General features: G+C 70.4%; 22 protein-coding genes, 1 tRNA gene, 1 pseudogene and 2 riboswitches. Of the genes and pseudogenes, 13 read left to right on the forward strand and 11 right to left on the reverse strand.

The genetic code is table 11. The features are described from left to right. The first annotated feature begins 167 nt into the window (after positions 1–167). Positions 168–266, forward strand: a riboswitch (glycine riboswitch). Further along, a riboswitch (glycine riboswitch) is annotated at positions 267–361 on the forward strand. Positions 362–394: 33 nt separating this feature from the next. The 4 genes from gcvT to BM085_RS05425 all read left to right on the forward strand — a co-directional run bounded on the left by gcvT (position 395) and on the right by BM085_RS05425 (position 5,119). Continuing rightward, entirely contained in the window at positions 395–1,483 is a 1,089-nt protein-coding gene (gene gcvT / locus BM085_RS05410; protein ID WP_093885918.1) for a glycine cleavage system aminomethyltransferase GcvT, read from the forward strand. Beyond that, the gene (gene gcvH, locus BM085_RS05415) at positions 1,480–1,869 is read left to right on the forward strand and encodes a glycine cleavage system protein GcvH (protein ID WP_093885919.1); all 390 of its coding nucleotides are present in this window, start codon (positions 1,480–1,482) and stop codon (positions 1,867–1,869) included. The genes gcvT and gcvH overlap by 4 nt, the downstream gene beginning before the upstream one ends. A gap of 79 nt (positions 1,870–1,948) precedes the next feature. Next, positions 1,949–3,325, forward strand: coding sequence for an L-serine ammonia-lyase (locus BM085_RS05420; RefSeq protein WP_093885920.1), 1,377 nt, complete (start codon positions 1,949–1,951; stop codon positions 3,323–3,325). 105 nt (positions 3,326–3,430) lie between these two features. Continuing rightward, the gene (locus BM085_RS05425) at positions 3,431–5,119 is read left to right on the forward strand and encodes a hypothetical protein (RefSeq protein WP_093885921.1); all 1,689 of its coding nucleotides are present in this window, start codon (positions 3,431–3,433) and stop codon (positions 5,117–5,119) included. Positions 5,120–5,304: 185 nt separating this feature from the next. Here the strand turns inward: BM085_RS05425 and BM085_RS05430 are convergent, their stop codons facing one another. Then, entirely contained in the window at positions 5,305–5,922 is a 618-nt protein-coding gene (locus BM085_RS05430; protein ID WP_093885922.1) for a DUF6286 domain-containing protein, read from the reverse strand. 151 nt (positions 5,923–6,073) lie between these two features. Between BM085_RS05430 and BM085_RS05435 the strand changes: the two genes are divergently transcribed. After that, positions 6,074–7,267, forward strand: coding sequence for an amino acid deaminase/aldolase (locus tag BM085_RS05435; protein WP_093885923.1), 1,194 nt, complete (start codon positions 6,074–6,076; stop codon positions 7,265–7,267). Between the two features lie 64 nt (positions 7,268–7,331). On the opposite strand, the gene BM085_RS05440 is transcribed toward BM085_RS05435, so the two are convergent. Continuing rightward, positions 7,332–7,670 (reverse strand): DUF3618 domain-containing protein, encoded by a 339-nt coding sequence (locus tag BM085_RS05440; protein WP_093885924.1) that lies wholly within the window; start codon positions 7,668–7,670, stop codon positions 7,332–7,334. Between the two features lie 111 nt (positions 7,671–7,781). On the opposite strand from BM085_RS05440, the gene bcp reads away from it, so the two are divergent. The 3 genes and pseudogenes from bcp to BM085_RS05455 all read left to right on the forward strand — a co-directional run bounded on the left by bcp (position 7,782) and on the right by BM085_RS05455 (position 8,862). Continuing rightward, the gene (gene bcp / locus BM085_RS05445; RefSeq protein ID WP_093885925.1) at positions 7,782–8,246 is read left to right on the forward strand and encodes a thioredoxin-dependent thiol peroxidase; all 465 of its coding nucleotides are present in this window, start codon (positions 7,782–7,784) and stop codon (positions 8,244–8,246) included. Positions 8,247–8,617: 371 nt separating this feature from the next. After that, a pseudogene (locus BM085_RS47335) lies at positions 8,618–8,758 on the forward strand (HNH endonuclease); the annotation flags it as partial. 28 nt (positions 8,759–8,786) lie between these two features. Further along, positions 8,787–8,862 (forward strand) — tRNA-Leu (locus BM085_RS05455). A gap of 328 nt (positions 8,863–9,190) precedes the next feature. Here the strand turns inward: BM085_RS05455 and BM085_RS05460 are convergent. Next, positions 9,191–9,934, reverse strand: a complete 744-nt coding sequence (locus tag BM085_RS05460) for an SAM-dependent methyltransferase (RefSeq protein ID WP_093885926.1) — start codon at positions 9,932–9,934, stop codon at positions 9,191–9,193. 448 nt (positions 9,935–10,382) lie between these two features. Here BM085_RS05460 and BM085_RS05465 point away from each other — a divergent pair, with 448 nt between their 5' ends. The 4 genes from BM085_RS05465 to BM085_RS05480 all read left to right on the forward strand — a co-directional run bounded on the left by BM085_RS05465 (position 10,383) and on the right by BM085_RS05480 (position 16,178). Beyond that, entirely contained in the window at positions 10,383–11,579 is a 1,197-nt protein-coding gene (locus BM085_RS05465; RefSeq protein ID WP_245789138.1) for a sensor histidine kinase, read from the forward strand. A gap of 304 nt (positions 11,580–11,883) precedes the next feature. Next, positions 11,884–12,537 carry a response regulator gene (locus BM085_RS05470; RefSeq protein WP_245789139.1) on the forward strand — a complete coding sequence of 218 codons (654 nt, stop codon included), beginning with the start codon at positions 11,884–11,886 and terminating at the stop codon, positions 12,535–12,537. Between the two features lie 352 nt (positions 12,538–12,889). Further along, entirely contained in the window at positions 12,890–13,660 is a 771-nt protein-coding gene (locus tag BM085_RS05475) for an ABC transporter ATP-binding protein (RefSeq protein WP_093885928.1), read from the forward strand. Position 13,661: 1 nt separating this feature from the next. Next, entirely contained in the window at positions 13,662–16,178 is a 2,517-nt protein-coding gene (locus tag BM085_RS05480; protein WP_093885929.1) for an ABC transporter permease, read from the forward strand. Positions 16,179–16,325: 147 nt separating this feature from the next. On the opposite strand, the gene BM085_RS05485 is transcribed toward BM085_RS05480, so the two are convergent. From BM085_RS05485 to BM085_RS05495, 3 genes are all read right to left on the reverse strand, one after another. Then, positions 16,326–16,595, reverse strand: coding sequence for a hypothetical protein (locus BM085_RS05485; protein WP_031159003.1), 270 nt, complete (start codon positions 16,593–16,595; stop codon positions 16,326–16,328). Continuing rightward, complete coding sequence (locus BM085_RS05490) at positions 16,592–17,332, reverse strand: toxin glutamine deamidase domain-containing protein (RefSeq protein WP_245789165.1); 741 nt, start codon at positions 17,330–17,332, stop codon at positions 16,592–16,594. The genes BM085_RS05485 and BM085_RS05490 overlap by 4 nt, the downstream gene beginning before the upstream one ends. An 84-nt stretch (positions 17,333–17,416) precedes the next feature. Further along, positions 17,417–17,893 carry a MarR family winged helix-turn-helix transcriptional regulator gene (locus tag BM085_RS05495; RefSeq protein ID WP_031159006.1) on the reverse strand — a complete coding sequence of 159 codons (477 nt, stop codon included), beginning with the start codon at positions 17,891–17,893 and terminating at the stop codon, positions 17,417–17,419. 82 nt (positions 17,894–17,975) lie between these two features. Between BM085_RS05495 and BM085_RS05500 the strand changes: the two genes are divergently transcribed. Next, entirely contained in the window at positions 17,976–18,542 is a 567-nt protein-coding gene (locus tag BM085_RS05500; RefSeq protein WP_093885931.1) for an NADPH-dependent FMN reductase, read from the forward strand. Between the two features lie 55 nt (positions 18,543–18,597). On the opposite strand, the gene BM085_RS05505 is transcribed toward BM085_RS05500, so the two are convergent. The 5 genes from BM085_RS05505 to murI form a co-directional block, all read right to left on the reverse strand. After that, positions 18,598–20,286, reverse strand: a complete 1,689-nt coding sequence (locus tag BM085_RS05505; protein ID WP_093885932.1) for a molybdopterin-dependent oxidoreductase — start codon at positions 20,284–20,286, stop codon at positions 18,598–18,600. 215 nt (positions 20,287–20,501) lie between these two features. Next, positions 20,502–21,140: an XTP/dITP diphosphatase gene (locus BM085_RS05510; protein WP_093885933.1), complete on the reverse strand. Its 639-nt coding sequence runs from the start codon at positions 21,138–21,140 to the stop codon at positions 20,502–20,504. Next, a complete protein-coding gene (rph, locus tag BM085_RS05515; RefSeq protein WP_093886150.1) occupies positions 21,137–21,853 on the reverse strand; it encodes a ribonuclease PH in 717 nt (238 codons plus the stop codon). Before rph ends, BM085_RS05510 begins: the two co-directional genes overlap by 4 nt. A 5-nt stretch (positions 21,854–21,858) precedes the next feature. Then, positions 21,859–22,611, reverse strand: a complete 753-nt coding sequence (locus BM085_RS05520; RefSeq protein WP_093885934.1) for an MBL fold metallo-hydrolase — start codon at positions 22,609–22,611, stop codon at positions 21,859–21,861. Between the two features lie 222 nt (positions 22,612–22,833). Continuing rightward, a complete protein-coding gene (gene murI, locus BM085_RS05525; protein WP_093885935.1) occupies positions 22,834–23,655 on the reverse strand; it encodes a glutamate racemase in 822 nt (273 codons plus the stop codon). Between the last annotated feature and the right edge of the window lie 42 nt (positions 23,656–23,697).

Raw genomic sequence — 23,697 nt, forward strand, 5'->3', positions numbered from 1 at the left:
CCCCCGAGCCGCCCAGACCCGCTCCGCACCCCTCGAACTTCTCCGAACCACCCTGAACCCCTCCGGACCGCTCCGAACGACTCCGAACGGCTCCGAACGGCGAGAACACGCCGTCCGGGGGATTTCGCTCGGCCGGTGCGGACGGTTAGGCTGGCTACGACACCGATGAATCCCGTGCGGGAGAGCGTCCTGACATCCAGACCAGGACCCCTGAAGGAGCAAGCCCTCCCCGCGAACCTCTCAAGGCAAAGGACCGTGCGGGTAGGTGCTCTCTGGAAAGTAGGCCTGGCGGCCTCGCCGAAGGTGAAAGTCCGGCAAAAACCGGGCGAAGCTCTCAGGCATCGATGACAGAGGGGGAGGATGCTCTCATCTGTCCCCTGCCTGAGGTGCGAACATGTCCCGACCTACGCCGCTGCGCGGTGTCCACGAGACCCTCGGCGCGACGCTGACCGACTTCGCGGGCTGGCTGATGCCGCTGCGCTACGGCAGCGAGTCCACCGAGCACAACGCGGTCCGCCAGGCGGCGGGCCTGTTCGACCTGTCCCACATGGGTGAGATCTTCGTGACCGGCCCGCAGGCCGGCGAGGCCCTCGACTACGCGCTGGTGGGCCACCTCTCCGTTCTCGAACCGGGCCGCGCCCGCTACACGATGATCGTCGACCCCTCCGGCGGCGTGCTGGACGACCTGATCGTCTACCGCCTGGCGGACGAGGAGTTCATGGTCGTCGCCAACGCCTCCAACTACCCGCGGGTCGCCGCCGAGCTCACCGAGCGCGCCAAGGCCTTCGACGCCGCCGTGGAGGACCGCTCCGAGCAGTACGCGCTGGTCGCCGTCCAGGGCCCGCACTCCCGCGCCATCCTGGGCGAGCTGACCGACGCCGACCTCGACGGGCTCAAGTACTACGCCGGCCTGCCCGCCACGGTGGCCGGCCGCGAGGCCCTCCTCGCCCGCACCGGATACACCGGCGAGGACGGCTTCGAGCTGTTCGTCGCGGCCGGCGACGCCGAGCCGCTCTGGGCCGCGCTCACCGAGGCGGGCGAGCCGTACGGGCTGCGCCCGGCCGGGCTGTCCGCACGCGACACCCTCCGCCTGGAAGCGGGCATGCCGCTGTACGGAAACGAGCTGTCGGCCGACCTGACTCCGTTCGACGCGGGGCTCGGCCGTGTGGTGAGGTTTGACAAGCCGGGCGACTTCGTCGGCCGGGCCGCCCTGGAGCCTCTCAAGGACGTCCCGCCGAGCCGTCGCCTGGTCGGACTGGTCGCGACGGGCCGCCGGGTCCCCCGGCACGGCTATCCGGTGGTCTCCGCCGACGGCGCCGTCGTCGGCGAGGTCACCAGCGGAGCGCCCTCCCAGTCCCTGGGCAGGCCCATCGCCATGGCCTACGTGGACGAGGGGCCGTCCACCGGCCTGGCTGTGGACATCCGGGGCAGTCGCGAGCCGGTCGATGTGGTCGAACTGCCTTTCTACAGGAGGAAAAAATGAGCAGCATTCCCGATGACCTGCACTACACCAAGGAGCACGAGTGGATCTCGGGCATCGATGACGGTCTGACCCTCACCGTGGGCATCACCGCCTACGCCGCCGAGGCGCTGGGTGACGTGGTCTACGTGCAGGTCCCCGAGGTCGGGGCGACGGTCAGCCCCGGTGACGCCGTCGGCGAGGTCGAGTCGACCAAGTCGGTGAGCGACATCTTCGCCCCCGTGGGCGGTGAGATCGTCGAGGTCAACCAGGCGGTCGTGGACGACCCGTCCCTGGTCAACAGTGACTCCTACGGGGAGGGCTGGCTGTTCCGCGTCCGTCTTGAGGGCGACGCCGACGACCTGCTGTCCGCCGAGGAGTACACCGCTCTTACTTCAGGCGAGTCCTGAAATTTCTCCTCTTGCGCCGTGATCATGCGCGTCACCGGGCGCGCATGATCACGGCGATGTGAAGGCAGGGACCAGATCAATGGCGATCAGCGTCTTCGATCTTTTCAAGATCGGAATCGGCCCGTCCAGCTCGCACACCGGCGGGCCGATGGCCGCCGCGCACAAATTCGCCCGCGGCCTCGACCAGGACGGGCTCCTGGAGAAGACCGCCGGAGTCGAGGTGATCCTGTACGGCTCACTCGGACTGACCGGCAAGGGCCACGGCAGCGACAAGGCCGTCCTCCTCGGCCTGTCCGGCGAGAAGCCGGAACTCGTCGACGTCGACACCGTCGACGACCGGCTGGCCGCCATGCGCGACTCCGGGACGATCTCCCTGTACGGCACGCGCGAGATCCCCTTCGTGGTCGGCGAGCATCTCGTCTTCGAACGCAAGATCTCGCTGCCGCACCACCCCAACGGCATGCGCTTCACCGCCCTGTCCGAGACGGGCGAGCCACTCCGCGAGAAGGTCTACTACTCGGTCGGCGGCGGCTTCGTCGTGGACGAGAACGCCACCGGCGCCGACCGGATCAAACCCGACGACACCGTCCTGCCGTACCCCTTCACGACGGCCGCCGAGCTGCTCGCCCACTGCGCCGAGACCGGCCTGTCGATCTCCGGGCTGATGCTGGAGAACGAGAAGGCCTTCGGCCGCTCGGAGCAGGAGATCCGCGACCAGCTGCTGACCCTGTGGCAGGTCATGTCCGAGTGCGTCCGGCGCGGCACCGCCAAGGAGGGCGTGCTGCCCGGCGGTCTGAAGGTCAGACGCCGGGCCCACCAGCTCTACCGGCGGCTGCAGAGCGAGTCCCCCGAGAAGGACCCGCTCCAGGCCATGGACTGGGTCTCGCTGTACGCCCTCGCGGTGAACGAGGAGAACGCGGCGGGCGGCCGGATCGTCACCGCCCCGACCAACGGCGCCGCGGGCATCATCCCGGCCGTGCTCACCTACTACGACCGCTTCACCCCCAAGTCCGACGACGAGGGCGCGGTCCGCTTCCTGCTCACCGCCGGGGCGATCGGCGTGCTGTTCAAGGAGAACGCCTCCATCTCCGGCGCCGAGGTCGGCTGCCAGGGCGAGGTCGGCTCGGCCTGCTCGATGGCCGCCGCCGGGCTCACCGAGGTGCTGGGCGGCACCCCGGAGCAGGTCGAGAACGCCGCCGAGATCGGCATCGAACACAACCTGGGCCTGACCTGCGACCCCATCGGCGGCCTGGTCCAGATCCCGTGCATCGAGCGCAACGCGGTGGCCTCGATCAAGGCCATCGCCGCGGCCCGGATCGCACTGCGCGGCGACGGCCGCCACTTCGTCTCCCTGGACAAGGCCATCAAGACGATGCGCGACACCGGCCGCGACATGCTCGACAAGTACAAGGAGACCAGCCGGGGCGGCCTGGCCGTCAACGTCATCGAGTGCTGAACGGGACGCCCGGCGCGGACGCCGGGCATCCCGCCTATGCTGGGGGGCTTGTCGCGGAGGCTCCCGTCGCGGAGCCCTCCGGTCGCGGAGACTCGGGAGGTTCTGGTGTCAGCGGGAGTACGCCCGGCGAGCCGATTCCTCCGCGCCCACTGGCTCTTCCTGGCCGCGCTGCTGGCCGGCGCCGGACTCAGGACCCTGGCCGTGCTCGGCTACCGGCCCGCCCTGTGGTTCTGGGCCGACTCCTTCGTCTACCTCAACGCGGGACTCGACCCCCGCCCCCTGGAGTCGCGCCCCTCGGGCTACTCGCTGTTCCTGTGGGCGCTGCAACCGCTGTCGAGCGTCCAGGCCGTGGTCGTGGTCCAGCACCTGCTCGGCCTCGCCGTCGCCGCCTGCGTCTACCTCCTGCTGCGCCGCCTGGGCCACCTGCCCGGATGGGGCGCGACGCTCGCCGCGCTGCCGGTGCTCCTGGACGCCCACCAGATCCAGCTCGAACACCTCGTCATGGCCGACCTGCTCATGGAGTTCCTGGCGGTGCTGGCGGTCACGCTGCTGCTGTGGTGGCGGCGACCGCCGATATGGGTCGCCCTCCTCGCCGGGTTCCTGCTCGCCGCCGCGACCGTCACCCGCACGATCGGACTGCCGCTGATCGCCGTGGTGCTGGTCGGCCTGGTCATCGGCCGCGCCGGCTGGAAGGCGGTCACCGCCACCGCGCTGGCCGCCGCGATCGGCCTGGGCTCCTACGCCGCCTGGTTCGGCTCCGAGTACGGCACCTACGGGCTGACCCGCGGCAACGCCTTCCTGTGGGCGCGCACGGCGACCTTCGCCGACTGCGCGAAGATCAAACCGGCCGGGCCGGAGGCCGCCCTCTGCCCCACCGAACCGCTCAGCGAGCGCAAGCCCCCACCGGTCTACATCTGGGACGGCGCGTCACCGCTCAACAAGATCAAGGGCACCTGGGCCGAACGCGACAGGCTCGCCGGCGACTTCGCCACCCAGGCCATCAAGGCACAGCCCCTGGACTTCCTCCGGGCGGGCCTGACCGACGTGGCCCACATCTTCGCCTGGGACCGCAGGGTCTACCCCACCCCCGGCCCGCAGAGCGCCTACGTCTTCCCCGAGACGGCCAGACCCTTCCCCAAGGGGACCGCCTCCCAGGGGAAGACCGCCCAGGAGCTGACCATCGCCTACCAGGGCGCCTCCGGCGCGCCCTCCCTGGTCGAGCCCTACGCCGGCTGGCTGCGCGCCTACCAGCAGTACGGCTTCCTCCGCGGCCCGTTCGTCGCCGCGATCCTGCTGATCGGCCTCGCCGGCGTCCTGCTCCGCCTGCGGCGGCTCGGCGGCCCCGCGCTGATGCCGTGGGCCGCGGGAACCGTCCTGCTGGCCCTGCCGCCCTTCATCGCGGCCTTCGACCACCGCTACGTGGTTCCCGCCCTGCCACTGGCCTGCCTGGCCGCCGGACTGGCCTTCAGCGCCCGGCGGCGCTCAACGACGCCGGACGTGCAGCCGGACGACCGCTCCGAGCCCGTCGTCGCCGACCGTCCTGCGGACCTTGCCGACGGCGTCCTTGTTCAGCCGCGCCACGAGTTTGGCGACGTCCGTCTCTGGCCCGCAGGCGACCCCGATCCGCAGCCGGTCGCCCGCCACCGACCTGACATGAATGCGCCTGAGCCCTTCGACTTCTTTAAGCGCGACCCCCAGCATCGCGGTCCCGCTCCCCGTCCGGCTCCCCCACCGCCCCCACCCCACGGCGCCCAGCACCCACCGGATCGCCAGCAGCGTCAGCGCCATCAGTAGCAGCGCCGCCAGCCAGCCCACCAGCGGATGCTCGGCCAGATAGCCGGGGATCCCCCTGTTCAGGATCCGGTCCCCACGCGGCTGGGGAAGCTTGCCGTGCCCCCGCAGGAACCCGTAGAGCCCGGCCCCGGCCAGCACCGCTCCGGTGACGGCCAGACCGATCCGGTTGCCCAGGTACGCCCTCATCAGATCCCCCGCCTGCGCAGCCGTACCACGACCTCACCCCCGCACATCGCGCCCAGACCCGCCATCCGGTCGCCGACCGCCGTACCGACCTGACGCAGCAGATGCCCGGTCCGGTCCGCGTCGCTGACCACCGTGATCTCGATGTTCCGCCATCCGAGACGGACCCGCGCCCTGCCCACGTCATTGACCGACTCGGCCGCCGCCCGCAGCGTACGGCGGAGCCCCGACCTGGTCAGGCCCATCACCGTCCGGGGGTCGGCGGCCTCCAGCGGCACCAGCCGGGTCCGCCCCGGCAGCACCGCGAGCCCGAGCAGCAGGGCTCCGGCCGCCATCGCGAGCAGCGCCAGCGCGAGCGGACCGGCGTCGGACCATCTCGACTCACCGGCCCAGGCGGCGAGCTGCCGGTACGGCATCCGCCCGAACGGCGAGCCCGTCACCAGGCCGACCGTCGTCCCGGTCGCCGCCGCCAGCGCGACGGACACGGTCAGGGCCACCACCACACCGGCCGGGGTCCTGCCCGGCCTCAGCAGCCGCAGCGACCGGCGGCGGACCGCTTGCAGGCTCTCACCGCCCGCCGTGCCGCCCGCGCTCGACATGATGTCCTGGAGAGTGCTCATCACCCGGTCAGGTTTACGCGGCCCCGGCAGCCCGGGGACGGTCTGACCGGCCACTTTCACGATCTCGGGACCGCCCTGGCAGGAGAATTTACCGCCACGGCATCAACATGAGCAATATTCATATTCGGTTGGATCAGGTTATCCTGCCGTCATGGATGACCGCCAGCGCTACGACCGGGCCACCGCACAACTGGATCCCCCCTTCGCCGTGCTCGACCTGGCAGCCCTGCGCTCCAACGCCTCCGGCATGACCCGGCGCGCCGGCGGCAAACCCATCAGGGTCGCCAGCAAATCGATCCGATCCCGCCCCGTCCTCGAACGCATCCTCGCCATGGACGGCTTCGCCGGCATCATGGCCTTCACCCTCCCCGAAGCCCTCTGGCTCGCCTCCACCGGACTACGCGACATCCTCCTCGCCTACCCCACCGCAGACCGCGCCGCACTCACCGCACTCGCCGCCGACACCCGCGCGGCACAGGAGATCACGGTGATGGTCGACCGGACCGAACACCTCGACTTCATCGAATCGGCCGTCGCCGACGTCCGCGACCGCCACGAGATCCGGATCTGCCTCGACATCGACGCCGGATACATCGCCCTCGGCGGCAGATTCCGCGCCGGCGCCCGACGCTCCCCCGTCCGCGAAGCCGACCAGGCCGCCGACCTGGCAGCCGACGTCGCCAAACGGCCCGGCTTCCGCCTCGTCGGACTGATGGCCTACGAAGCACAGATCGCCGGAGTCGGCGACAACCCCCCGGGCAACACCACCCTCACCCAGGCGATCCGCCTGATGCAGGCCAGGTCACGGCGCGAACTGATCACACGCAGAGGCCGCATCGTCCAAGCCGTCACCCAGGTCGCCGACCTGGAGTTCGTCAACGGCGGCGGCACCGGCAGCATCGAGAAGACCACCCGAGAGAAAGCCGTCACCGAAGTGGCCGCCGGATCAGGCTTCTTCCACCCCCGCCTGTTCGACTTCTACCGCAACTTCACCGGCCGCCCGGCCGCCCTGTTCGCCCTGCCCGTCGTCCGACGCCCCGCCCCCGGAGTCGTCACCGTCCTCGGCGGCGGCTACCACGCCTCCGGCGCCCCGGGCCCCGACCGCCTCCCCCAGCCCTACCTGCCCTGCGGGCTGCGCTACGACCCCGACGAGGGCGCCGGCGAGGTCCAGACCCCCCTCCTCGGCCAGGCCGCCGAAGACCTCCGCGTCGGCGACCGCGTCTGGTTCCGGCACGCCAAGGCGGGCGAACTCTGCGAACGCTTCGCCACCCTGCACCTGATCGACGGCGACGAGATCGTGGACCAGGTCCCCACCTACCGCGGCGAGGGCCGGACCTTCCTGTAGAACACCGGCGGCACCCTGACCACGGGCCGCCGGTGCCGACCCGGCACCGGCGGACACCCCGGGATCAACGACGCCGGCGCCGCCACAACATGACCATCGCGCTGACCGCCAGCACCGCGCCCACGCCGATCAGGACCGGCGCCAGGTCCGGCTGCTCGTCCGCCCACAGATCATCGGGCTCGTCCCCCAGCCTGACGGGCCGCGGCGCACCACCCACCACCTCGCCGACCCTGTCTCCCACCGAGGCCAGGAACTGCTTCGCACTCAACTCCGCCTTGCCGACGGTCCGCCGCGCGACATTCTTCGGGCTCACCCGATCGGCGATGGCGTCAACCGTCTGGGCCAACTCCGCACGGGTCCGCTCGATCCGCCGTTCCAACTCCGCGGGATCGGTGTCCGCCATGGCTCTCCTCTCATCGCCCTTGACATCGATCAGTCTGTCAGGTCCGGCCCTCCCACGACACTTCGGGCAGGCCGGTAAGTTGACCCGGGAACGATTCCTCGGAGGAGCCGAATGAAACTCGAACCGGGCGACGCCGCCCCGGACGTCACACTTCCCGCCGCCGACGGCACGACCGTGTCCCTCGACACCTACCGCGGCAAGCGGGTCATCCTCTACTTCTACCCCGCCGCGATGACCCCCGGCTGCACCAAGCAGGCCTGCGACTTCCGCGACAGCCTCGACTCCCTGACCTCCGCCGGCTTCGTGGTCCTTGGTGTGTCGAAGGACACCCCGGCGAAGCTCGCCAAGTTCGTCGAGCACGACGCCCTGACCTTCCCCCTGCTGTCGGACCCGGGCCTGGAGGTCCACAAGGCCTACGGCGCCCACGGCGAGAAGACGATGTACGGCAAGACCACCGTCGGGGTCATCCGCTCCACCTTCGTCATCGACGCCGACGGCAAAATCGAAAAGGCCCTCTACAACGTGAAGGCAACCGGCCACGTGGCCCGCCTCCGCCGCGAACTCGGCCTCGATTAAATACCTTTTTTCACTATTTAGCATGACCCGCGCATGCCCCAGGAATTGTCAGTGCCATTACTTATCCTTGGGGCATGCCAACCAAGTACAAGTACACCCCCGAAATGCTGGCCGAGGCCGCGGCGGAGTCCCTCAGCATCGCCGACGTCCTGCGCCACCTCGGCATCACCATCGCAGGCGGCAACCACGCCCACATCAGCCGCCAGCTGAAGCGTTTCGGGATCGACACCTCCCATTTTCGCAGGACCGCTCCGAACAAGGGCCAGCCCTCACCGAGACGCCGCCGACCAGAACAGGTCCTCGCCATGCGCCCCCAGGGGAGCCCTCGGCCGAATCCCGCCCAGCTCCGACGGAGCTTGACGGCAATCGGGATGCCATACCAGTGCGCTGGATGTAAGATCGAGGGCGTCTGGCTAGGGCGAGACCTGACTCTGCACGTTGATCACATCAACGGCGACTGGCTGGACAACAGAAAAGAAAACCTGCGATTTCTCTGCCCGAATTGCCATTCACAGACAGAGAATTTCGCAGGCAAAAATAGGGGTCGTAGCCCAACGGTAGAGGCAACGATTTTAGGTGTCGTCCAGAGCGGGTTCGAATCCCGTCGACCCCACCAACGTCTCAAGAATTACGCGATTGACCTCAAGTCGATAGACACCAGCGTCACCCTTTCGGGCCAAGACGCATTCTTCATCGAATACTACCAAAATCAAAAGGGCGCCAAATCGAGGTCCGCAGTAATACGTAAAGGGCTTCAACTGCTACGCGAATTCACCCTCGAAGAGGACTACGCCGCCGCGTTCGGCGAGATGGATGGGACCGGTGGAGCAGACCCCCGGGACTCCATGGCGGGAGACCGCGTCGACGAGCCTCAGGGGTGAGGCCAGGCCGGTCGGCTGCGGTGGCTGTGAGCGCGCCGCCGCCGACCGGTCGCGGGATCCGGCTCAGTCGGTGCGGCGCATCAGCAGGGTGACGAAGCCGAGGATGTCGCGGTAGCCGTCGAGCCACATGTCGCGGTGGTCGCGGGCGGCGGCGAGGGCGGCGTCGCCGTCGGGGCCGGGGTGGTCGAGGGCCCAGTTGGTGAGGGTGCCGATCCAGGACCATTCGTATTCGTGCCATTCGGCGAGGTCGCTGGTGTGGCCGTAGACGGTGGCGTATCCGGCGTCCTCGGCCTGGGCCACGGTCGCGGAGAGGTCGCCGTAGTCGTCGAGGTCCGCGCCGAGCTTGGTCAGTGCCTCCGGGGTGGGGGGTGTCTCCCAGAAGCACTCTCCCACCAGTGCGAGTCCTCCGGGGCGTAGGTGGCGGCGGATGTTCTGCATGGTCGCGGTGAGCCCGTCGAAGGCGTGGGTGGAGCCTACGCAGAGGACGAGGTCGTAGAGTTCGGGGCCGGTGAAGTCGGCGGCCGGGATGTGGTGGAGGCCGAGCCGGTCGGACAGTCCGCGTTGCTCGGCGTCTTTCTGGGCGGCGATCAGTGCGTGTTCGGAGATGTCGACCCCGTCGGCGAACGTTCCGGGGTGGAGTTCCAGTGCCCGCAGTGTCCAGGGCGCCTCTCCGCAGCCGAGGTCGAGGATGCGTGCTTTGGGGGCGAGTTTGGCGCGGGTGAGCAGGCGCTCCAGGTTCTGCTCGCTCACTGGGGCGGCGATCGGGTGATCGTAGTGGGCGATGTGACTGATCAGCTGGCGTTCCATCGGAGGGAATATGCCGGAAGCCGGGGAAGGGTCGCCACCGAATAAGCTCGGTGGCCGGCCGGGTATGGGGGCTCCGGAGAGCTGCGGGGCGTACTGGGGCTGCGGCTGGGGCCGGGTGGTCCTTCGGCCGGCTCAGCGGTGTGGGGCGGTCAGCCGGTGGCGGTGGCGGACGCTCAGCCCGTCACGGTCATGGTCGGCCGGCGGACGGTGGCGGTGGCGGACCGTCGGGTCGCGCGGTGCATCCTCTTCACCGCGCGACCCGGCGTGATTGTGATCCGCCATCACAAACATTCTCCCTTTACTCACCCCGGAGGGTGCTCCCGGAAACCATGATGCCCAACAGAGGGTAAAGAACACGTAAGCCGTGCGCGATGTGCGACCTGGGTCGTAGGCGGGACTCCCCCTTGAGGGGGAAGGGCATTGATCTGCGGATACGTATTGTGGTGGTGTGTTCGGCAGATTGCGCGCCCGGAGCCGGCGCCATCCCGGTGTCGTGGACGCCCTGTGGCTGGCGCCGTTCATGCTGGCCTCTCTGGGCACTCTTGCCATGATCGCCTTTGGTCCGGACAGCTATAAGGGCGGGCTGGGTTTCTGGGTTTATCCGGTGATGGGCCTGGTGTTGGTGGCGCCGCTGTTCTGGCGGCGGAGCCGGCCGCTGACGGTGTTCGCGATCGTCTCGGTGGCGAGTTTCGGCCAGTGGCTCGCCGGTGTGGATCCGTTGCCGTTCAACGTGGCCGTGCTCATCGCGATGTACGCGGTGGCGTCGCTGCGGTCGCTGCCGTGGGCCGTCGCGGCGGGTCTGGTGGCCGAGCTGGGGTTGGCTCTTTCGTTCGGCCGGATGACGACGGATCCGGATCCGACGTCTTTCGCCAGTGCGTCGGTGTTCGTGGTGGCGATATGGATCGCGGGGATCTACGCCAACACGCGCCGTCGCTATCTGGAGAGTCTGGAGGAGCGGGCCGAGCGGGCCGAGCATGAGCGGGATCAGCAGGCGCGGCTGGCGGCGGCGGCGGAGCGGGCCAGGATCGCCCGTGAGTTGCACGACGTGGTCGCGCACAACGTGAGTGTGATCATTGTTCAGGCGGATGGGGCGGGTTACGCGATCGACAGTGATCCCGAGCAGGCCCGGATGGCCATGCAGGCCATCGCCGCGACGGGCCGGCAGGCGCTGGCCGAGATGCGCAGGATGGTGGGGGTGCTGCGGACGGACGGTGTCGCGGTCGAGGAGTATGCCCCGCAGCCGAGTCTGTCGCAGTTGGACGAGTTGGTAGCGCAGGTGCGTTCTTCGGGGTTGCCGGTCGATCTGCGGGTGGTCGGGGTTCCGCAGGAGCTGCCGGAGGGTGAGCAGTTGACGGTGTATCGGATCGTTCAGGAGGCGCTCACCAATACCCTCAAGCATGGTGGTCCGGGCGCCAGTGCCAGGGTCGAGATGGAGTACGGCGTGCGTGAGCTGCTTTTGCGGGTGACCGATGACGGTCGGGGGGCCGCCGCTCCGGGGCGTCCGGGGGGGCATGGTCTGGTCGGTATGCGGGAGCGTGCCGCGATGTTCGGCGGGAGCATCGAGGCCAGGCCCCGGCTGGGTGGTGGGTTTCAGGTGACCGCGCGGCTGCCGATAGGTGAGACCGGGCGGAGCCGGGCCGCGTGATGGGGCGGGGCGGGGGTGGTGCGCGGGGCCGTCTGGTGGGCGGGGATCGTCCGTGGAGCGCGTGGGGTGGTCAGGTGCCGGGCAGGGATCGTCCGTGGAGCGCGCGGGGTGGTCAGGTGCCGGGCAGGGATCGTCCGTGGAGCGCGGGGGGTGGTCAGGTGCCGGGCAGGGATCGTCCGTGGAGCGCGCGGGGTGGTCAGGTGCCGGGCAGGGATCGTCCGTGGAGCGCGCGGGGTCGCCGGGTGCCGGGCGGGGGCCGTTCGCGGGGTGTGCTGGGGGCGGTGAGCGGCTGGTGATCCGGGTCATGCTGGTCGATGATCAGGCGTTGTTGCGGGCCGGGTTCCGTATGGTGCTCGGGGCGCAGCCGGATATCAGGGTGGTCGCGGAGGCGGGCGACGGGGCCGCGGCGGTGGAGGCCGCGCGGTCGGCCGAGGTCGATGTGGTGCTGATGGATGTGCGGATGCCGGTCATGGACGGGGTGGAGGCGACGCGGCTGATCTGTGCGGCGGGTGAGCGGCCCCGGGTGCTGATCCTGACCACGTTCGACCTGGACGACTACGCGTTCGCGGCGTTGAAGGCGGGTGCGTCGGGGTTCCTGTTGAAGGATGTGCCGCCTTCGGATCTGATCAGTGCGATCCATTCGGTGCACAGTGGGGACGCGGTGGTCGCGCCGAGTACGACGCGGCGGCTGCTGGAGCGTTTCGCTGTGCATCTGCCGTCTCCGGGGGTGGTGGAGCAGGCGGCGTTCGGGGGGTTGACGGCGCGGGAGCGGGAGGTGCTCGTGCTGGTGGCCAGGGGGTTGTCGAACATGGAGATCGCCGATCGGCTGGATCTGGCGGAGGCGACGGTCAAGACGCATCTGGGTCGGGTTCTGGCCAAGTTGAGCCTGCGGGATCGGGCTCAGGTGGTGGTGTACGCCTATGAGGCCGGGCTTGTGACCCCTCATTCGGCGGGTTAGCGGGCCGCACGGGCGAGGCGCCTCAGAGCTAGCGGGCCGTGTGGGAGGCGCCTCGGGGTCAGCGGGCCACGAGGGAGGGCACCTCAGAGCTAGCGGGCCGCGTGGGAGGCGCCTCGGGGTCAGCGGGCCACGCGGGAGGGCACCTCATCGCGCGGGAGACGCCTCGGAGGCAGTGGGCCGCGCAGGGTCCTCGGCCGAATGGCTGAGGCGGGGGTACCCCGGAGGTGGCAGTGGTCGCTTCGCGAGGGCCCTGCGGTGGATGGGGAGTCCGTCCTGTAGCCCGATGGCCTGGGCTTTCTCCGGCAATAGCGTTTGTCTCGTCATTACGTGCATGTTGCCGAGGAGAGTTGACGTGACCATCACCGGAGAGGTCGGCGCGTGGAACGCGCGGGGGGACGCGGCGGCCGCCGTGGTAGCCAGGGGCCTGACGAAGGTGTACGGCCAGGGGGATGCGGCCGTGCATGCTCTGCGGGGGGTGGACATCTCTTTCGCGACGGGCGCCTTCACCGCGATCATGGGTCCTTCCGGGTCGGGTAAGTCCACGCTGATGCACTGCCTGGCCGGGCTGGACACGGTCAGCGGCGGGCAGGTCCACATCGGTGACGTGGAGCTGACGGGGCTCAACGACAAGCAGCTCACCCTGCTACGCCGTGAGCGGATCGGCTTCATCTTCCAGGCGTTCAACCTGCTGCCGACGTTGACCGCGGAGCAGAACATCCGGCTGCCGCTGGAGATCGCCGGGCGTCAGGCCGATCGGGATCTGTTCGATCGGGTCGTGGAGACGGTGGGGCTGCGTGACCGGCTGGGTCACAAGCCGGCCGAGCTGTCGGGTGGCCAGCAGCAGCGGGTGGCGGTGGCCCGTGCTCTGATCAGCAAGCCGCAGGTCATCTTCGCCGACGAGCCGACCGGCAATCTGGATTCGCGCAGCGGTGCCGAGGTGCTGTCGTTCCTGCGCACGTCGGTGCATGAGCTGGGCCAGACGATCGTGATGGTCACCCATGATCCGGTGGCGGCCTCCTATGCCGATCGGGTGGTTTTTCTCCGTGACGGTCTGCTGGTCAGCGAGCTGGTCAGGCCGACGCCGCAGTCCGTGCTCGACACGCTGATGAAGCTGGAGGCCTGAGTTGCTGAAGACGACTCTGGCCGGGTTGCGGGCGCACAAGCTGCGCCTGTTGCTCACCTCGCTGGCGATCGCGCTGGGGGTGGGTTTCATCGCGGGCACGTTCGTGCTCACCGACACCATCGACGCGGGTTTCACTCAGAAGTTCTCGGCGGCGGCCGACAGGATCGATGCGGCCGTGACGCCGGCGCCGGGTGAGCGGTCCCGTGAGGAGCCGCTGGTTCCGGCCGCCGTGCTGGAGAAGGTCCGCGCGGTCGGCGGGGTCGCCGACGCTCAGGGGCTCGTGCAGGGCACTTCGGCGCTGATGGGCAAGGACGGCAAGGTCGCGGGTGACTATCCCACGGCTGGTGTCTCCATCGTGGAGGGTTCGCTGAACCGCACCCTGATCACCAGTGGTTCGGCCCCGAAGACTCCGGCGGAGGCGGTGCTCGACGAGAACACCGCCAGGATCCGTGGTTTCGCGGTGGGTGAGACCATCACGGTGCTGGACTCCGAGGAGGTCAAGCACGAGTTCACGCTGGTGGGCCTGTTCGATGTGGGTCTCAACCAGGAGCTCGGCTTCACCGGCGCGGTCGGTTTCACCACGGGTATGGCCCAGTCGATGACGGGGGAGAAGGCTTTCCGGGAGATCGATGTCGCCGCGGCCGAGGGCGTCACGCAGGAGGCGGTGCGCGATTCGATCGCCGCGGCTCTGGGGCCGGATTATCAGGTCAAGACCGGCAAGGACTATGCCGACGCCCTGGCCAGGCAGAACGGCGCGGACACTCAGATGATCACGATGGGTCTGCTGATGTTCGGCCTGGTGGCGATGTTCGTGGCGGCGCTGGTCATCTACAACACCTTCAACATTCTGGTCGCCCAGCGGACCCGGGAGATGGCGCTGCTGCGCTGTATCGGCGCGACCCGTGGGCAGGTGTTCGGTTCCATCGTGCTGGAGTCGGTGGTGGTCGGTCTGCTGTCGTCGGTGCTGGGCCTGCTGCTGGGTTATGGCCTGGGGGCGGGGGCGCTGGCCGTACTGACCTCGGTCGGTGCGCCGTTGCCGTCCGCGACGGCCGCGCTGGCGCCGCGCACGATCGTGCTCGGCCTGCTCATCGGCCTGGTCGTCACGGTGGGGGCGGCTCTGCTGCCGGCCCGGTCGGCGACGAGGGTCGCGCCGATCGCGGCGTTGCGCACGCAGGTCGAGGAGCACACTTTCAGGGCCGGGCTGATCCGGGTGGTCTTCGCTTCGCTGTTCCTGGTCGCGGGGGTGGGGGCGACGGTGGCCGCGCTGGGTATGGAGCCCGGTCAGGCCGCGCTCATCGTGGTCATGGTCGGAGGGTCGCTGGTCTTCCTCGGGGTGCTGACCCTGGGCCCGGTGATCGTCAAGCCGCTGGGGGCTTTCGTGGGCTGGTTGCCGGCCCGGCTTTTCAAGGTGCCCGGCAGGCTGGCGGTGGACAATTCGCGGCGTAATCCCAAGCGGTCGGCCACCACGACGGTGGCGCTCACCGTGGGGGTGACGCTGATGACGCTGATCGCCGTTCTGACCGGCACCATGCGGGCGACGTACACCCAGAAGCTCGACGACCAGTTCCCCGTGGACTACATGGTCCAGCCGCAGGCCCGTGATTCCGGGCTGCCCCGCGCGCTGGCCGAGGATCTGCGGAGCAGGCCGGAGTTGACCGGTGTCGCCGCGTTCCGCCAGACCATGGCCAAGGTCGGAAAGGGCGAGGACGAGTACGAGGTCGGGACGTTCGTCGCGCCTGCGGATTTCAGGCCGGAGCTCGTCACGGGTTCGATCGACGTGCTCAGGCCGGGGACCGCGGTCGTCGCCGACTATGTCGTCAAGGGGCTCGGTCTCAAGGTCGGCGACCGGGTGGCGGTGCGGACGGCCAAGGCCGGCGCGGTGGAGCTGACGGTGGTGTCCACCTTCGATCCGGAGGTCGCCGACCTGGCGGGGGTGACGGTGCCCGAGGAGGATTTCGAGCGCTATTTCGGCGCGGTCGGTGACAGCCGGGTGCTGGTCAACGCCAGGGACGGGGTCAGTCCTGAGCGGGCCCGCGAGGTGGTCGAGGCGGCGGCGCAGCCGTATCCGACGGCGAAGGTCGCCAGTTCGACGGAGGTGCGGGGCGAGTTCGACGAGGCGCTCGACATGATGTTGATGATCATCACGGGTCTGCTGGGCCTGGCGGTGCTGATCTCCCTGCTGGGTATCGCCAACACGCTGTCCCTGTCGGTCCATGAGCGGACCCGCGAGTCGGCGCTGCTGCGGGCGCTCGGGCTGACCCGGCCGCAGTTGCGGTGGATGCTCTCGGTGGAGGCGTTGATCCTGGGGCTCATCGGCGCGCTGGTCGGTGTGGTGCTCGGTGTCACGTTCGGCTGGGCCGCGGCGCAGACGATGACGGAGGAGGTCGCGTTCCGGCTCCCGGTCCCGCAGATCCTGGCGTTCGTGGTGCTGTCCGGCCTGGCCGGGGTGCTCGCCGCCGTGCTGCCGGCTCGCAGGGCGGCGCGTGCCTCGATCGTGGGGTCGCTCGCCTCCGGTTGAGCGGGGTTTCCCGCCGGTGGCCGGGGCGTCTTCTATCGGGGGCGGCGCCCCGGCCACTGTCTCGGGGTCGAGCAGGGCCGGGGCGTCTTCTGTCAGGGGCGGCGCTCCCGGCCATCGTCTCGGGGTCGAGCAGGGCCGGGGCGTCTTCTATCGGGGGCGGCGCCCCGGCCACTGTTCCGCGACCGTCTCCGGGTTGAGCAGGGGCCGGATGACGACTTCGCCGGTGGCTCTGTCGATCACGACGCAGCCGGAGCCGACGGTGTCGGGCAGCACGCTGGGGTCGTCGGGTTCGGGCTCCTTGGACCAGGCGACGTAGCCTTCGTTGAAGGTGTATATCCTGATCTCCGCTGCGGAGCCGGGGCTGCGGACACCGTTGAAGTATTCCTCGGCGACGGCCCTGGCCTGGTCGAGGTTCACAGTCGGCGCCCTTCCCTGTCGATGACCACGCAGAAGACGCCCGTCACTGATTCGTAGGGCGGTTCGACCGCCATGTGGCCGCGCTGCGCGTCGATCCAGATCACTTCTCCGCCGGAGTTGACCGCGTTCCAGGCGTGGCTGCCACCGGCCGGCCAGCGGTTGATGATGATCGCGGCGGCTCCGTGTCCGCCGGCCAGCAGGGCCTGGGCGATCGGGATGTAGGCGTGGCGCCCCTGTCCCACGTACTGGAAGCGCTGTCCCAGCCACCGCTCGGCTCGGGCGACTCCCCCGGCCTCGCCGGTGAGCAGCGGCTTGCCGACCCGGTCGTACTCGGGCCGCCGGGGGGCGGCCACGGTCGGCGCGCCGTACCAGGTGCAGAGCACCGCCAGGGCGCAGTCCACCGCGTTGGTCGCCCGGAACGGGTCCTCCGCGGCCCCGGCTCCGTTGATCAGTCTGATCCACATGCCCCGGGGGTCGGGAAAGCGCCGGGGTATCCCCTGCTCCGTCACCGGCACGGCCCGCACCATGTCTTCCTGGGTCTGCGGATCGGGCCGCGCCAGCCCCCCGGCCACGCCGTACGGCCTGCACCGCTCCAGCCGCAGCGGCCGCCACTGCCCCCGCTCGGGCTCCCGTGGCGCCGCCACCACGACCGACCCGTGAGCCTCCAGCTCGAAGTCGCGCCATCGCTGCCCGTCCGCGGTCACGACGGGGTTGTAGACCCCCGCGGGTAGGAACATCTGAGCCACACGGTCCCCCTCGCCCATCCGCCTCGTGCCCGATGCTAGGGCGGCCATCGGCGCGGCGCGGGCGAGTTGACCAGTTCAAGGGATGGCGTCGCCCTGGTCGTCGGCGAGGTGCTCCAGGACGGTGTCCGCGATGTCACCGAGGGTCTCGATCTGCTCCGGGGTGAGCAGGTCGATCAGGTGGCGGCGGACGGACGCGACGTGGTCGGGGGCGGCGGCCTCGATGGCGCGCAGCCCTCCGTCGGTGAGGACGATGTCGGCGCCGCGGGCGTCGGCGGCGCACTCCTCGCGGGTGACCAGGCCGCGCTCCTCCATCCGGCTGATGTGCCGGGACAGGCGGCTTTTGGACCACAGCATGTGCGCGGCCAGCTGGTTGAGCCGCCAGCGGCGGTCCTTGCTGGAGGACAGCGCGGACAGCACATCGTAGTCGGGGTCGGACAGGCCGGAGTCCCGGTTGAGGTCGCGGACGATCTGGGCGTCGAGCAGCAGGCGCATCCGGCGGTAGCCGAGCCATGCCCGGAACTCCCGCTCGTCGAGCCACCGTGGGTCGGCCATGCTTCCACCCTAGCCGTTAGTTGACATGTAACCCAAATAGCGGCACGCTCTGTTTACACGTAAACAAGTTGTGGAGGGCATCATGCCGCTGCTGAAGGTCATCGTCACCAGCACCCGGCCGACCCGGATCGGGCGGAACATCGGCGACTGGTTCACCCGGCACGCCGTCGAGCACGGCGGCTTCGACGTGGAGCTCGTCGACCTGGCCGAGGTGGGCCTGCCGTTCCTGGACGAGCCCGAGGACGCGACCACGGGCACCTACGTCCACCAGCACACCAGGGACTGGAGCGCGACGATCGACGCGGCGGACGCGTTCGTCTTCGTCATGCCGGAGTACAACTACGCGTTCAACGCGCCCCTGAAGAACGCCCTGGACTTCCTCTACCGGGAGTGGGCCCACAAGCCGGTCGGGTTCGTCAGCTACGGCGGGCTGTCCGGCGGCCTGCGCGCGGTCGAGCTGCTCAAGCCGGTGGTGTCCAAACTGCGCATGGTCCCGGCGGGCGAGGCGGTGACCGTCTTCAGGCGCAGGAGCATGGACGCCGACGGCCACCTGATCGTCGACGACACCCTGAGAGGGTCGGCGGACGCGATGCTGGCGGAGCTCGACCGGCTCACCCGGGCGATGTCCGCGATGCGCAGCCCGGTCTAGACGGTCCCGCCCCCGGGCCCCGGCTCCGGCCCGGCAGATCGGGGAAGACGCCCCGTCAGGCGACGTCGACGCTGACGGTGTGCCAGCCGGTGGCCCCGTCGGGGGCCACCGGGGCGAGGTCGGGGGTCTGGGTGTAGCCGGTGGCGTCGGTGGCCCGCACCTCGATGGTGTGGCTGCCGGGGGTGGCGTCCCAGTCGTCGACCACCCACTGGCGCCAGGTGTCGGCGGTCGGCGCCACGGCCAGGCGCGCCTGACGCCACTGCCCCCGGTCGATCCGCACCTCGACGGCTTCCACCCCCTTGTGCTGCGCCCAGGCGACGCCCGCGATCACCGTACGGCCCGGCGCGACGCGGGCGCCGTCCCTCGGCAGGTCGATGCGCGACTGCGTCTTGACCGGCCCCATGGCCGACCACCCCTTGGGCGTCCAGTAGGCCTCGTCCCGGTCGAACCTGGTGACCTTGATATCCGTCACCCACTTGGTCGCCGAGACGTAGCCGTAGAGGCCGGGAACCACCTGGCGGACCGGGAAGCCGTGCTCGACCGGGAGCGCCTCGCCGTTCATCCCGAAGGCCAGCAGCGCGTCGCGGCCGTCGAGGACGACGTCCACCGGGGTGCCGCAGGTCCAGCCGTCGGCGGAGGTGCTGAGCAGCATGTCGGCCCCCTTCCGCACCCCCGCGTCGCGCAGGACGCCGGCCAGGCTGGTGCCCAGCCAGCGGGCGTTGCCGACGTACGGGCCGCCGACCTCGTTGGAGACGCAGCACAGCGTGATGTCGGCCTCCTCCAGGGGGCGTTTCATCAGGTCGGCGAAGGTCAGCTCGACGGGCCTGTCCACCATGCCGTGAATCCTCAGCGTCCAGCTCCGGGGATCCACCTGGGGCACCACGAGGGCGGTGTCCACCCGGTAGAAGTCGTGGTTCGGGGTGACGAACGGCGAAAGTCCCCTGATCCTCAGATCGACGCCGGCCGGGAGCGGCGCGGCGGGGACGGCGGGGCGGGGCAGTGCCATGCCGACCCGGGCCGCGGCCACCTCCGCCCGGCTCGACAGCATCCGCCCGGCCAGGCCGGCCACTCCGGCGACGGCGACTCCCCCCAGCGTCCCGATCAGCAGCCTGCGCCGGTCGAACGGGTAGGGGCCGTTGCCCGCCCGCATGACCGGCGGGACCGGCGCGCCGTACCGCTCCTCCCCTCCGCCTCCCCCTGCGGACCCCCCGCCGTTCCGCTCCTCCCCGCCGCCTCCTACGGCGACCCTCCCGCCGTGCGGGCCGGCATCGTACGGACCGGCCTCACGCGGGCCGGTCTCCGGGGCCAGGGCGCGGGCGACGAGGCGGTGCAGGGCGAACATGGCGGCGGCGACGCCCGCCACCGTGGGGACGACGTCCACGGCGGCGGCGCCGGGACGGGTCAGGACGGCCAGGACGCCGACGACGCCGAAGGCGGCCAGGCCCGCCAGGCCGTACCGGATGTCCCGGACCGCCAGGACGCCGACGGCGGCGGCGATCACGGCGAGGACCAGGAAGATGCCGGTCAGCAGGACCGTCTTGTCGTTCTCGCCGAAGGTGCGGATGGCGAAGTCCTTCAGCGCGGCCGGGGTGAGGTCGACGGCGGCGTTGCCGACCGCGACGACCGGGAAGGCCGAGGCCTTCACCAGGCCCGCGACCAGCAGGGAAACCCCGACGGCCACCGCACCGGACACCAGGCCGATCAGCGCCGCCGCCCACAGGGGCACGCGCCTGTTGCTCTCCATCCTCCGACGCTACGCCCATCGGAGGGCGCAGGATCTTACGCCCCGGTTACGGGACCGCCGGCCCCGCTCCGGACGTCGGAGGAGAGGGGCGGGGTGGGCCGGGGACGCGCCGATCGCTCCACGGACCAGCCGGACTCGTCACGCCGGCCGTCCCGGTCCACCGGAAGCTCCCCCGGCTGCGGCTGCCGCCGTTCGCCCTCGGCGCTCGGGGCCTGCTAGGAGATCACTTCGGCGAGGATGGGCGCCAGGGCGCGGAAGGCGCGGCCCCGGTGGCTGATGGCGTCCTTCTCCTGCGCCGACAGCTCGGCGGTCGTCCGGCTCTCCCCCTCGGGCAGGAAGATCGGATCGTAGCCGAAGCCGTTGGTCCCGCGTGGCGCGTCGATGATCAGGCCGCGCAGGGCCCCCTCGGCGACCCGCTCCTGCCCTGAGGGCAGGGCCAGCGCCGCGGCACAGGCGAAGTGGGCGCCCCGGTGCTCGCGCGGCACGTCGGACACCTGTGCGAGCAGCAGCTCCAGGTTCGCCCGGTCGTCTCCGTGCCTGCCGGACCAGCGGGCCGAGAAGATGCCCGGCATGCCGTTCAGCGCGTCGACGCACAGGCCCGAGTCGTCGGCGACCGCGGGCAGGCCCGACGCCTGGGCGACGGCGTGCGCCTTGAGCAGGGCGTTCGCGGCGAAGGTCAGACCTGTCTCGGCGACGTCGCCGATCTCGGGGAACTCCTCCAGCCCGACGATCTCCACCGGCACCGAGGCGTCGGCGAGGATGCGGCGGAGCTCGACGATCTTCCCCATGTTGCGGGTGGCCAGCACCACCCGGCCGGCGGGCGCGCCGGGGCCGCCGGTCCGTTCCGCGCTCACGCCAGCGACTCCCGCTGCAGGCGGGTGAGCTCCGCGCAGCCGGCGACACCCAGATCGAGCAGCTCGTCCAGGGCGCCGCGGTTGAACGGCTTGCCCTCGGCCGTGCCCTGCACCTCCACGAACTCGCCGCTCCCGGTCATCACCACGTTCATGTCCGTCTCGGCGGCGACGTCCTCGGTGTAGCACAGGTCCAGCAGAGGCGTGGAACCGACGACGCCGACCGACACGGCCGCGACCGAGTCGATCAGCGGGTCGCCCTTGCACATCTTGCGCTCGCGCATCCAGGCGACCGCGTCGGCCAGCGCCACGTAGGCGCCGGTGATCGCGGCCGTGCGGGTGCCGCCGTCGGCCTGGAGCACGTCGCAGTCGATGACGATCGAGTTCTCGCCGAGGGTCTTGTAGTCGACGCAGGCCCGCAGGGACCGGCCGATCAGGCGGGAGATCTCGTGCGTCCGGCCGCCGATCCTGCCGCGCACCGACTCCCGGTCGTTACGGGTGTTCGTGGCCCGGGGCAGCATGGCGTACTCGGCGGTGACCCAGCCCTGGCCGCTCCCCCGGCGCCAGCGCGGCACGCTGTCCTGCACGGAGGCGGCGCAGAGCACCTTGGTGCCGCCGAACTCGACGAGCACCGACCCCTCGGCGTGGGCGAGCCAGCCACGGGTGATGGTGACAGGGCGGAGCTGATCGGGAGAACGTCCATCTGCACGAGCCATGAAACTCACCCTAGGTCATATAGGGCCCCACTCCGCGCGAGTTCGGTCCGTCCCCCGAAACCGCCCAGGGACGCCTCCTGGAGAATCTGCTCGCGGTCGTACCAGGGCACGAGGTGGGTCAGCACCAGCGTGCCCACGTCCGCCCGCGCCGCGTGCTCGGCGGCCTGGCGGCCGGTCAGGTGCAGGCCCGCGGGGAGGCCGGGCCGCTCCAGGAAGGAGGCCTCGCACAGGAGCACGTCCGCCCCGGAGGCGAGTTTGACCAGCTCGGCGGACTCGCCGGTGTCTCCCGAGTAGGCCACCGAGCGCCCGCCGTAGGAGACCCGGAACCCGTAGGTCTCGACCGGGTGGTTCACCCGCGCGGCCGTCACCTGGAACGGGCCCACCTCGAACACGCCCGGCGTCAGCCGTACGAAGTCGAAGGCCGTCTCAAGCCCCGGCTCGTCGGGCATGCCGTAGGCGGCGGCCAGGCGGCGGGGCGCGTCGGCGGGGGCGTGCACCGGCACCCTGGGGAGCGGCCCCTGCGGGGAGTAGGTGCGCACCACATGGTAGGGACAGAGGTCGAGGCAGTGGTCGGCGTGCAGGTGGGACAGGCAGATGGCGTCCACGTCGTAGAGGCCGATGTGCCGCTGGAGCGCGCCCAGCGCGCCGTTGCCGAAATCCAGCAGCATGCGGAACCCCTCGGCCTCCAGCAGATAGCAGGAGGAGGGACTGTCCGGGCCGGGAAAGCTTCCAGAGCACCCGATGATCGTCAATTTCACGGCGGCCTCCTCCTTCTTACGTTGCCTTCTCACGTCGCGGTGCCGCACGTCACGGCCCGGACGGCGGTCGCCGCCGTCTTCACGGGCGCCGCCCGGATGTCGGGGATCGCCGTCTTCACGGGTGCTGTCCGCATACCGGTGGCCGCCGTCTTCACGGGCGCTGTCCGTTGCCGGTGGCCGCCGTCTTCACGGACGCCGCCCGGATACCGGTGGCCGCCGTCTTCACGGGTGCTGTCCGTTGCCGGGGACGTCGCCCACCGGTGCGAGCTCGACCGCTTGGATCTCCGGCCCGAGGAAGCGCCGGCCGAGCTGCTCGAACAGGACGGTGTCGCCGGTGGCGCCGAACCGGTGGCGGGGGGTGCCGCCCGCCGCGGCCAGGCCCCGGTCGTGCAGGATGCGGTAGACGTCCTTGGCGGTCTCGTCGGCGCTGGAGACCAGCGTGACACCGTCTCCCGCGACGTAGGAGATGGGCGCGGTGAGCAGCGGGTAGTGCGTGCACCCCAGGATCAGCGTGTCGCACCCGTCGTCCAGCACCGGCCTCATGTAGCCGCGGATGACCTCGATGAGCTCCTCGCTCATCGTCTCCCCGCGCTCCACGAACTCCACCAGCCGGGGCGCCGCCACCCCGGTCAGCATGACGTCGGGGGCGGCGGCGAACGCGTCGTGGTAGGCCATCGACTCGATGGTGGCCCGGGTCCCCATCACCCCGACCCGGCCGTTGCGGGTGGCCTGTACGGCCCGGCGCGCCGCCGGCTGGATCACCTCGACGACCGGCACGTCATAGCGTTCGCGCGCGTCCCGCAGCACCGCCGCGCTGGCGCTGTTGCACGCGATCACCAGCATCTTGACGTCGTGCTCGACGAGGTGGTCCATCACCTCCAGCGCGTAGGCGCGGACCTGCGCGATGGACTTGGGGCCGTACGGCTGCCGCGCCGTGTCGGCCACATAGAAGATCGATTCATTGGGCAGCTGATCGATGATCGCCCTGGCCACCGTGAGGCCGCCCACACCGCTGTCAAAGATTCCGATACTCGCTTGCGACACGGTTCCCAAGGTTAGGCGACCTGGGACGACCGCTCACGGTAA

Origin of the sequence: Streptosporangium canum (assembly GCF_900113865.1) — a bacterium.
GTDB lineage: Bacteria > Actinomycetota > Actinomycetes > Streptosporangiales > Streptosporangiaceae > Streptosporangium > Streptosporangium canum.

Coding starts and splice junctions, on each gene's coding strand:
- BM085_RS05440 (WP_093885924.1), bottom strand. CDS start 7,670: ATGGCGGACACCGATCCCGCGGAGTTGGAACGGCGGATCGAGCGGACC.
- BM085_RS05420 (WP_093885920.1), top strand. CDS start 1,949: ATGGCGATCAGCGTCTTCGATCTTTTCAAGATCGGAATCGGCCCGTCC.
- BM085_RS05435 (WP_093885923.1), top strand. CDS start 6,074: ATGGATGACCGCCAGCGCTACGACCGGGCCACCGCACAACTGGATCCC.
- BM085_RS05495 (WP_031159006.1), bottom strand. CDS start 17,893: ATGGCCGACCCACGGTGGCTCGACGAGCGGGAGTTCCGGGCATGGCTC.
- BM085_RS05430 (WP_093885922.1), bottom strand. CDS start 5,922: ATGAGCACTCTCCAGGACATCATGTCGAGCGCGGGCGGCACGGCGGGC.
- gcvH (WP_093885919.1), top strand. CDS start 1,480: ATGAGCAGCATTCCCGATGACCTGCACTACACCAAGGAGCACGAGTGG.
- bcp (WP_093885925.1), top strand. CDS start 7,782: ATGAAACTCGAACCGGGCGACGCCGCCCCGGACGTCACACTTCCCGCC.
- gcvT (WP_093885918.1), top strand. CDS start 395: ATGTCCCGACCTACGCCGCTGCGCGGTGTCCACGAGACCCTCGGCGCG.
- BM085_RS05470 (WP_245789139.1), top strand. CDS start 11,884: ATGCTGGTCGATGATCAGGCGTTGTTGCGGGCCGGGTTCCGTATGGTG.
- BM085_RS05500 (WP_093885931.1), top strand. CDS start 17,976: ATGCCGCTGCTGAAGGTCATCGTCACCAGCACCCGGCCGACCCGGATC.
- rph (WP_093886150.1), bottom strand. CDS start 21,853: ATGGCTCGTGCAGATGGACGTTCTCCCGATCAGCTCCGCCCTGTCACC.
- BM085_RS05490 (WP_245789165.1), bottom strand. CDS start 17,332: ATGTTCCTACCCGCGGGGGTCTACAACCCCGTCGTGACCGCGGACGGG.
- BM085_RS05460 (WP_093885926.1), bottom strand. CDS start 9,934: ATGGAACGCCAGCTGATCAGTCACATCGCCCACTACGATCACCCGATC.
- BM085_RS05505 (WP_093885932.1), bottom strand. CDS start 20,286: ATGGAGAGCAACAGGCGCGTGCCCCTGTGGGCGGCGGCGCTGATCGGC.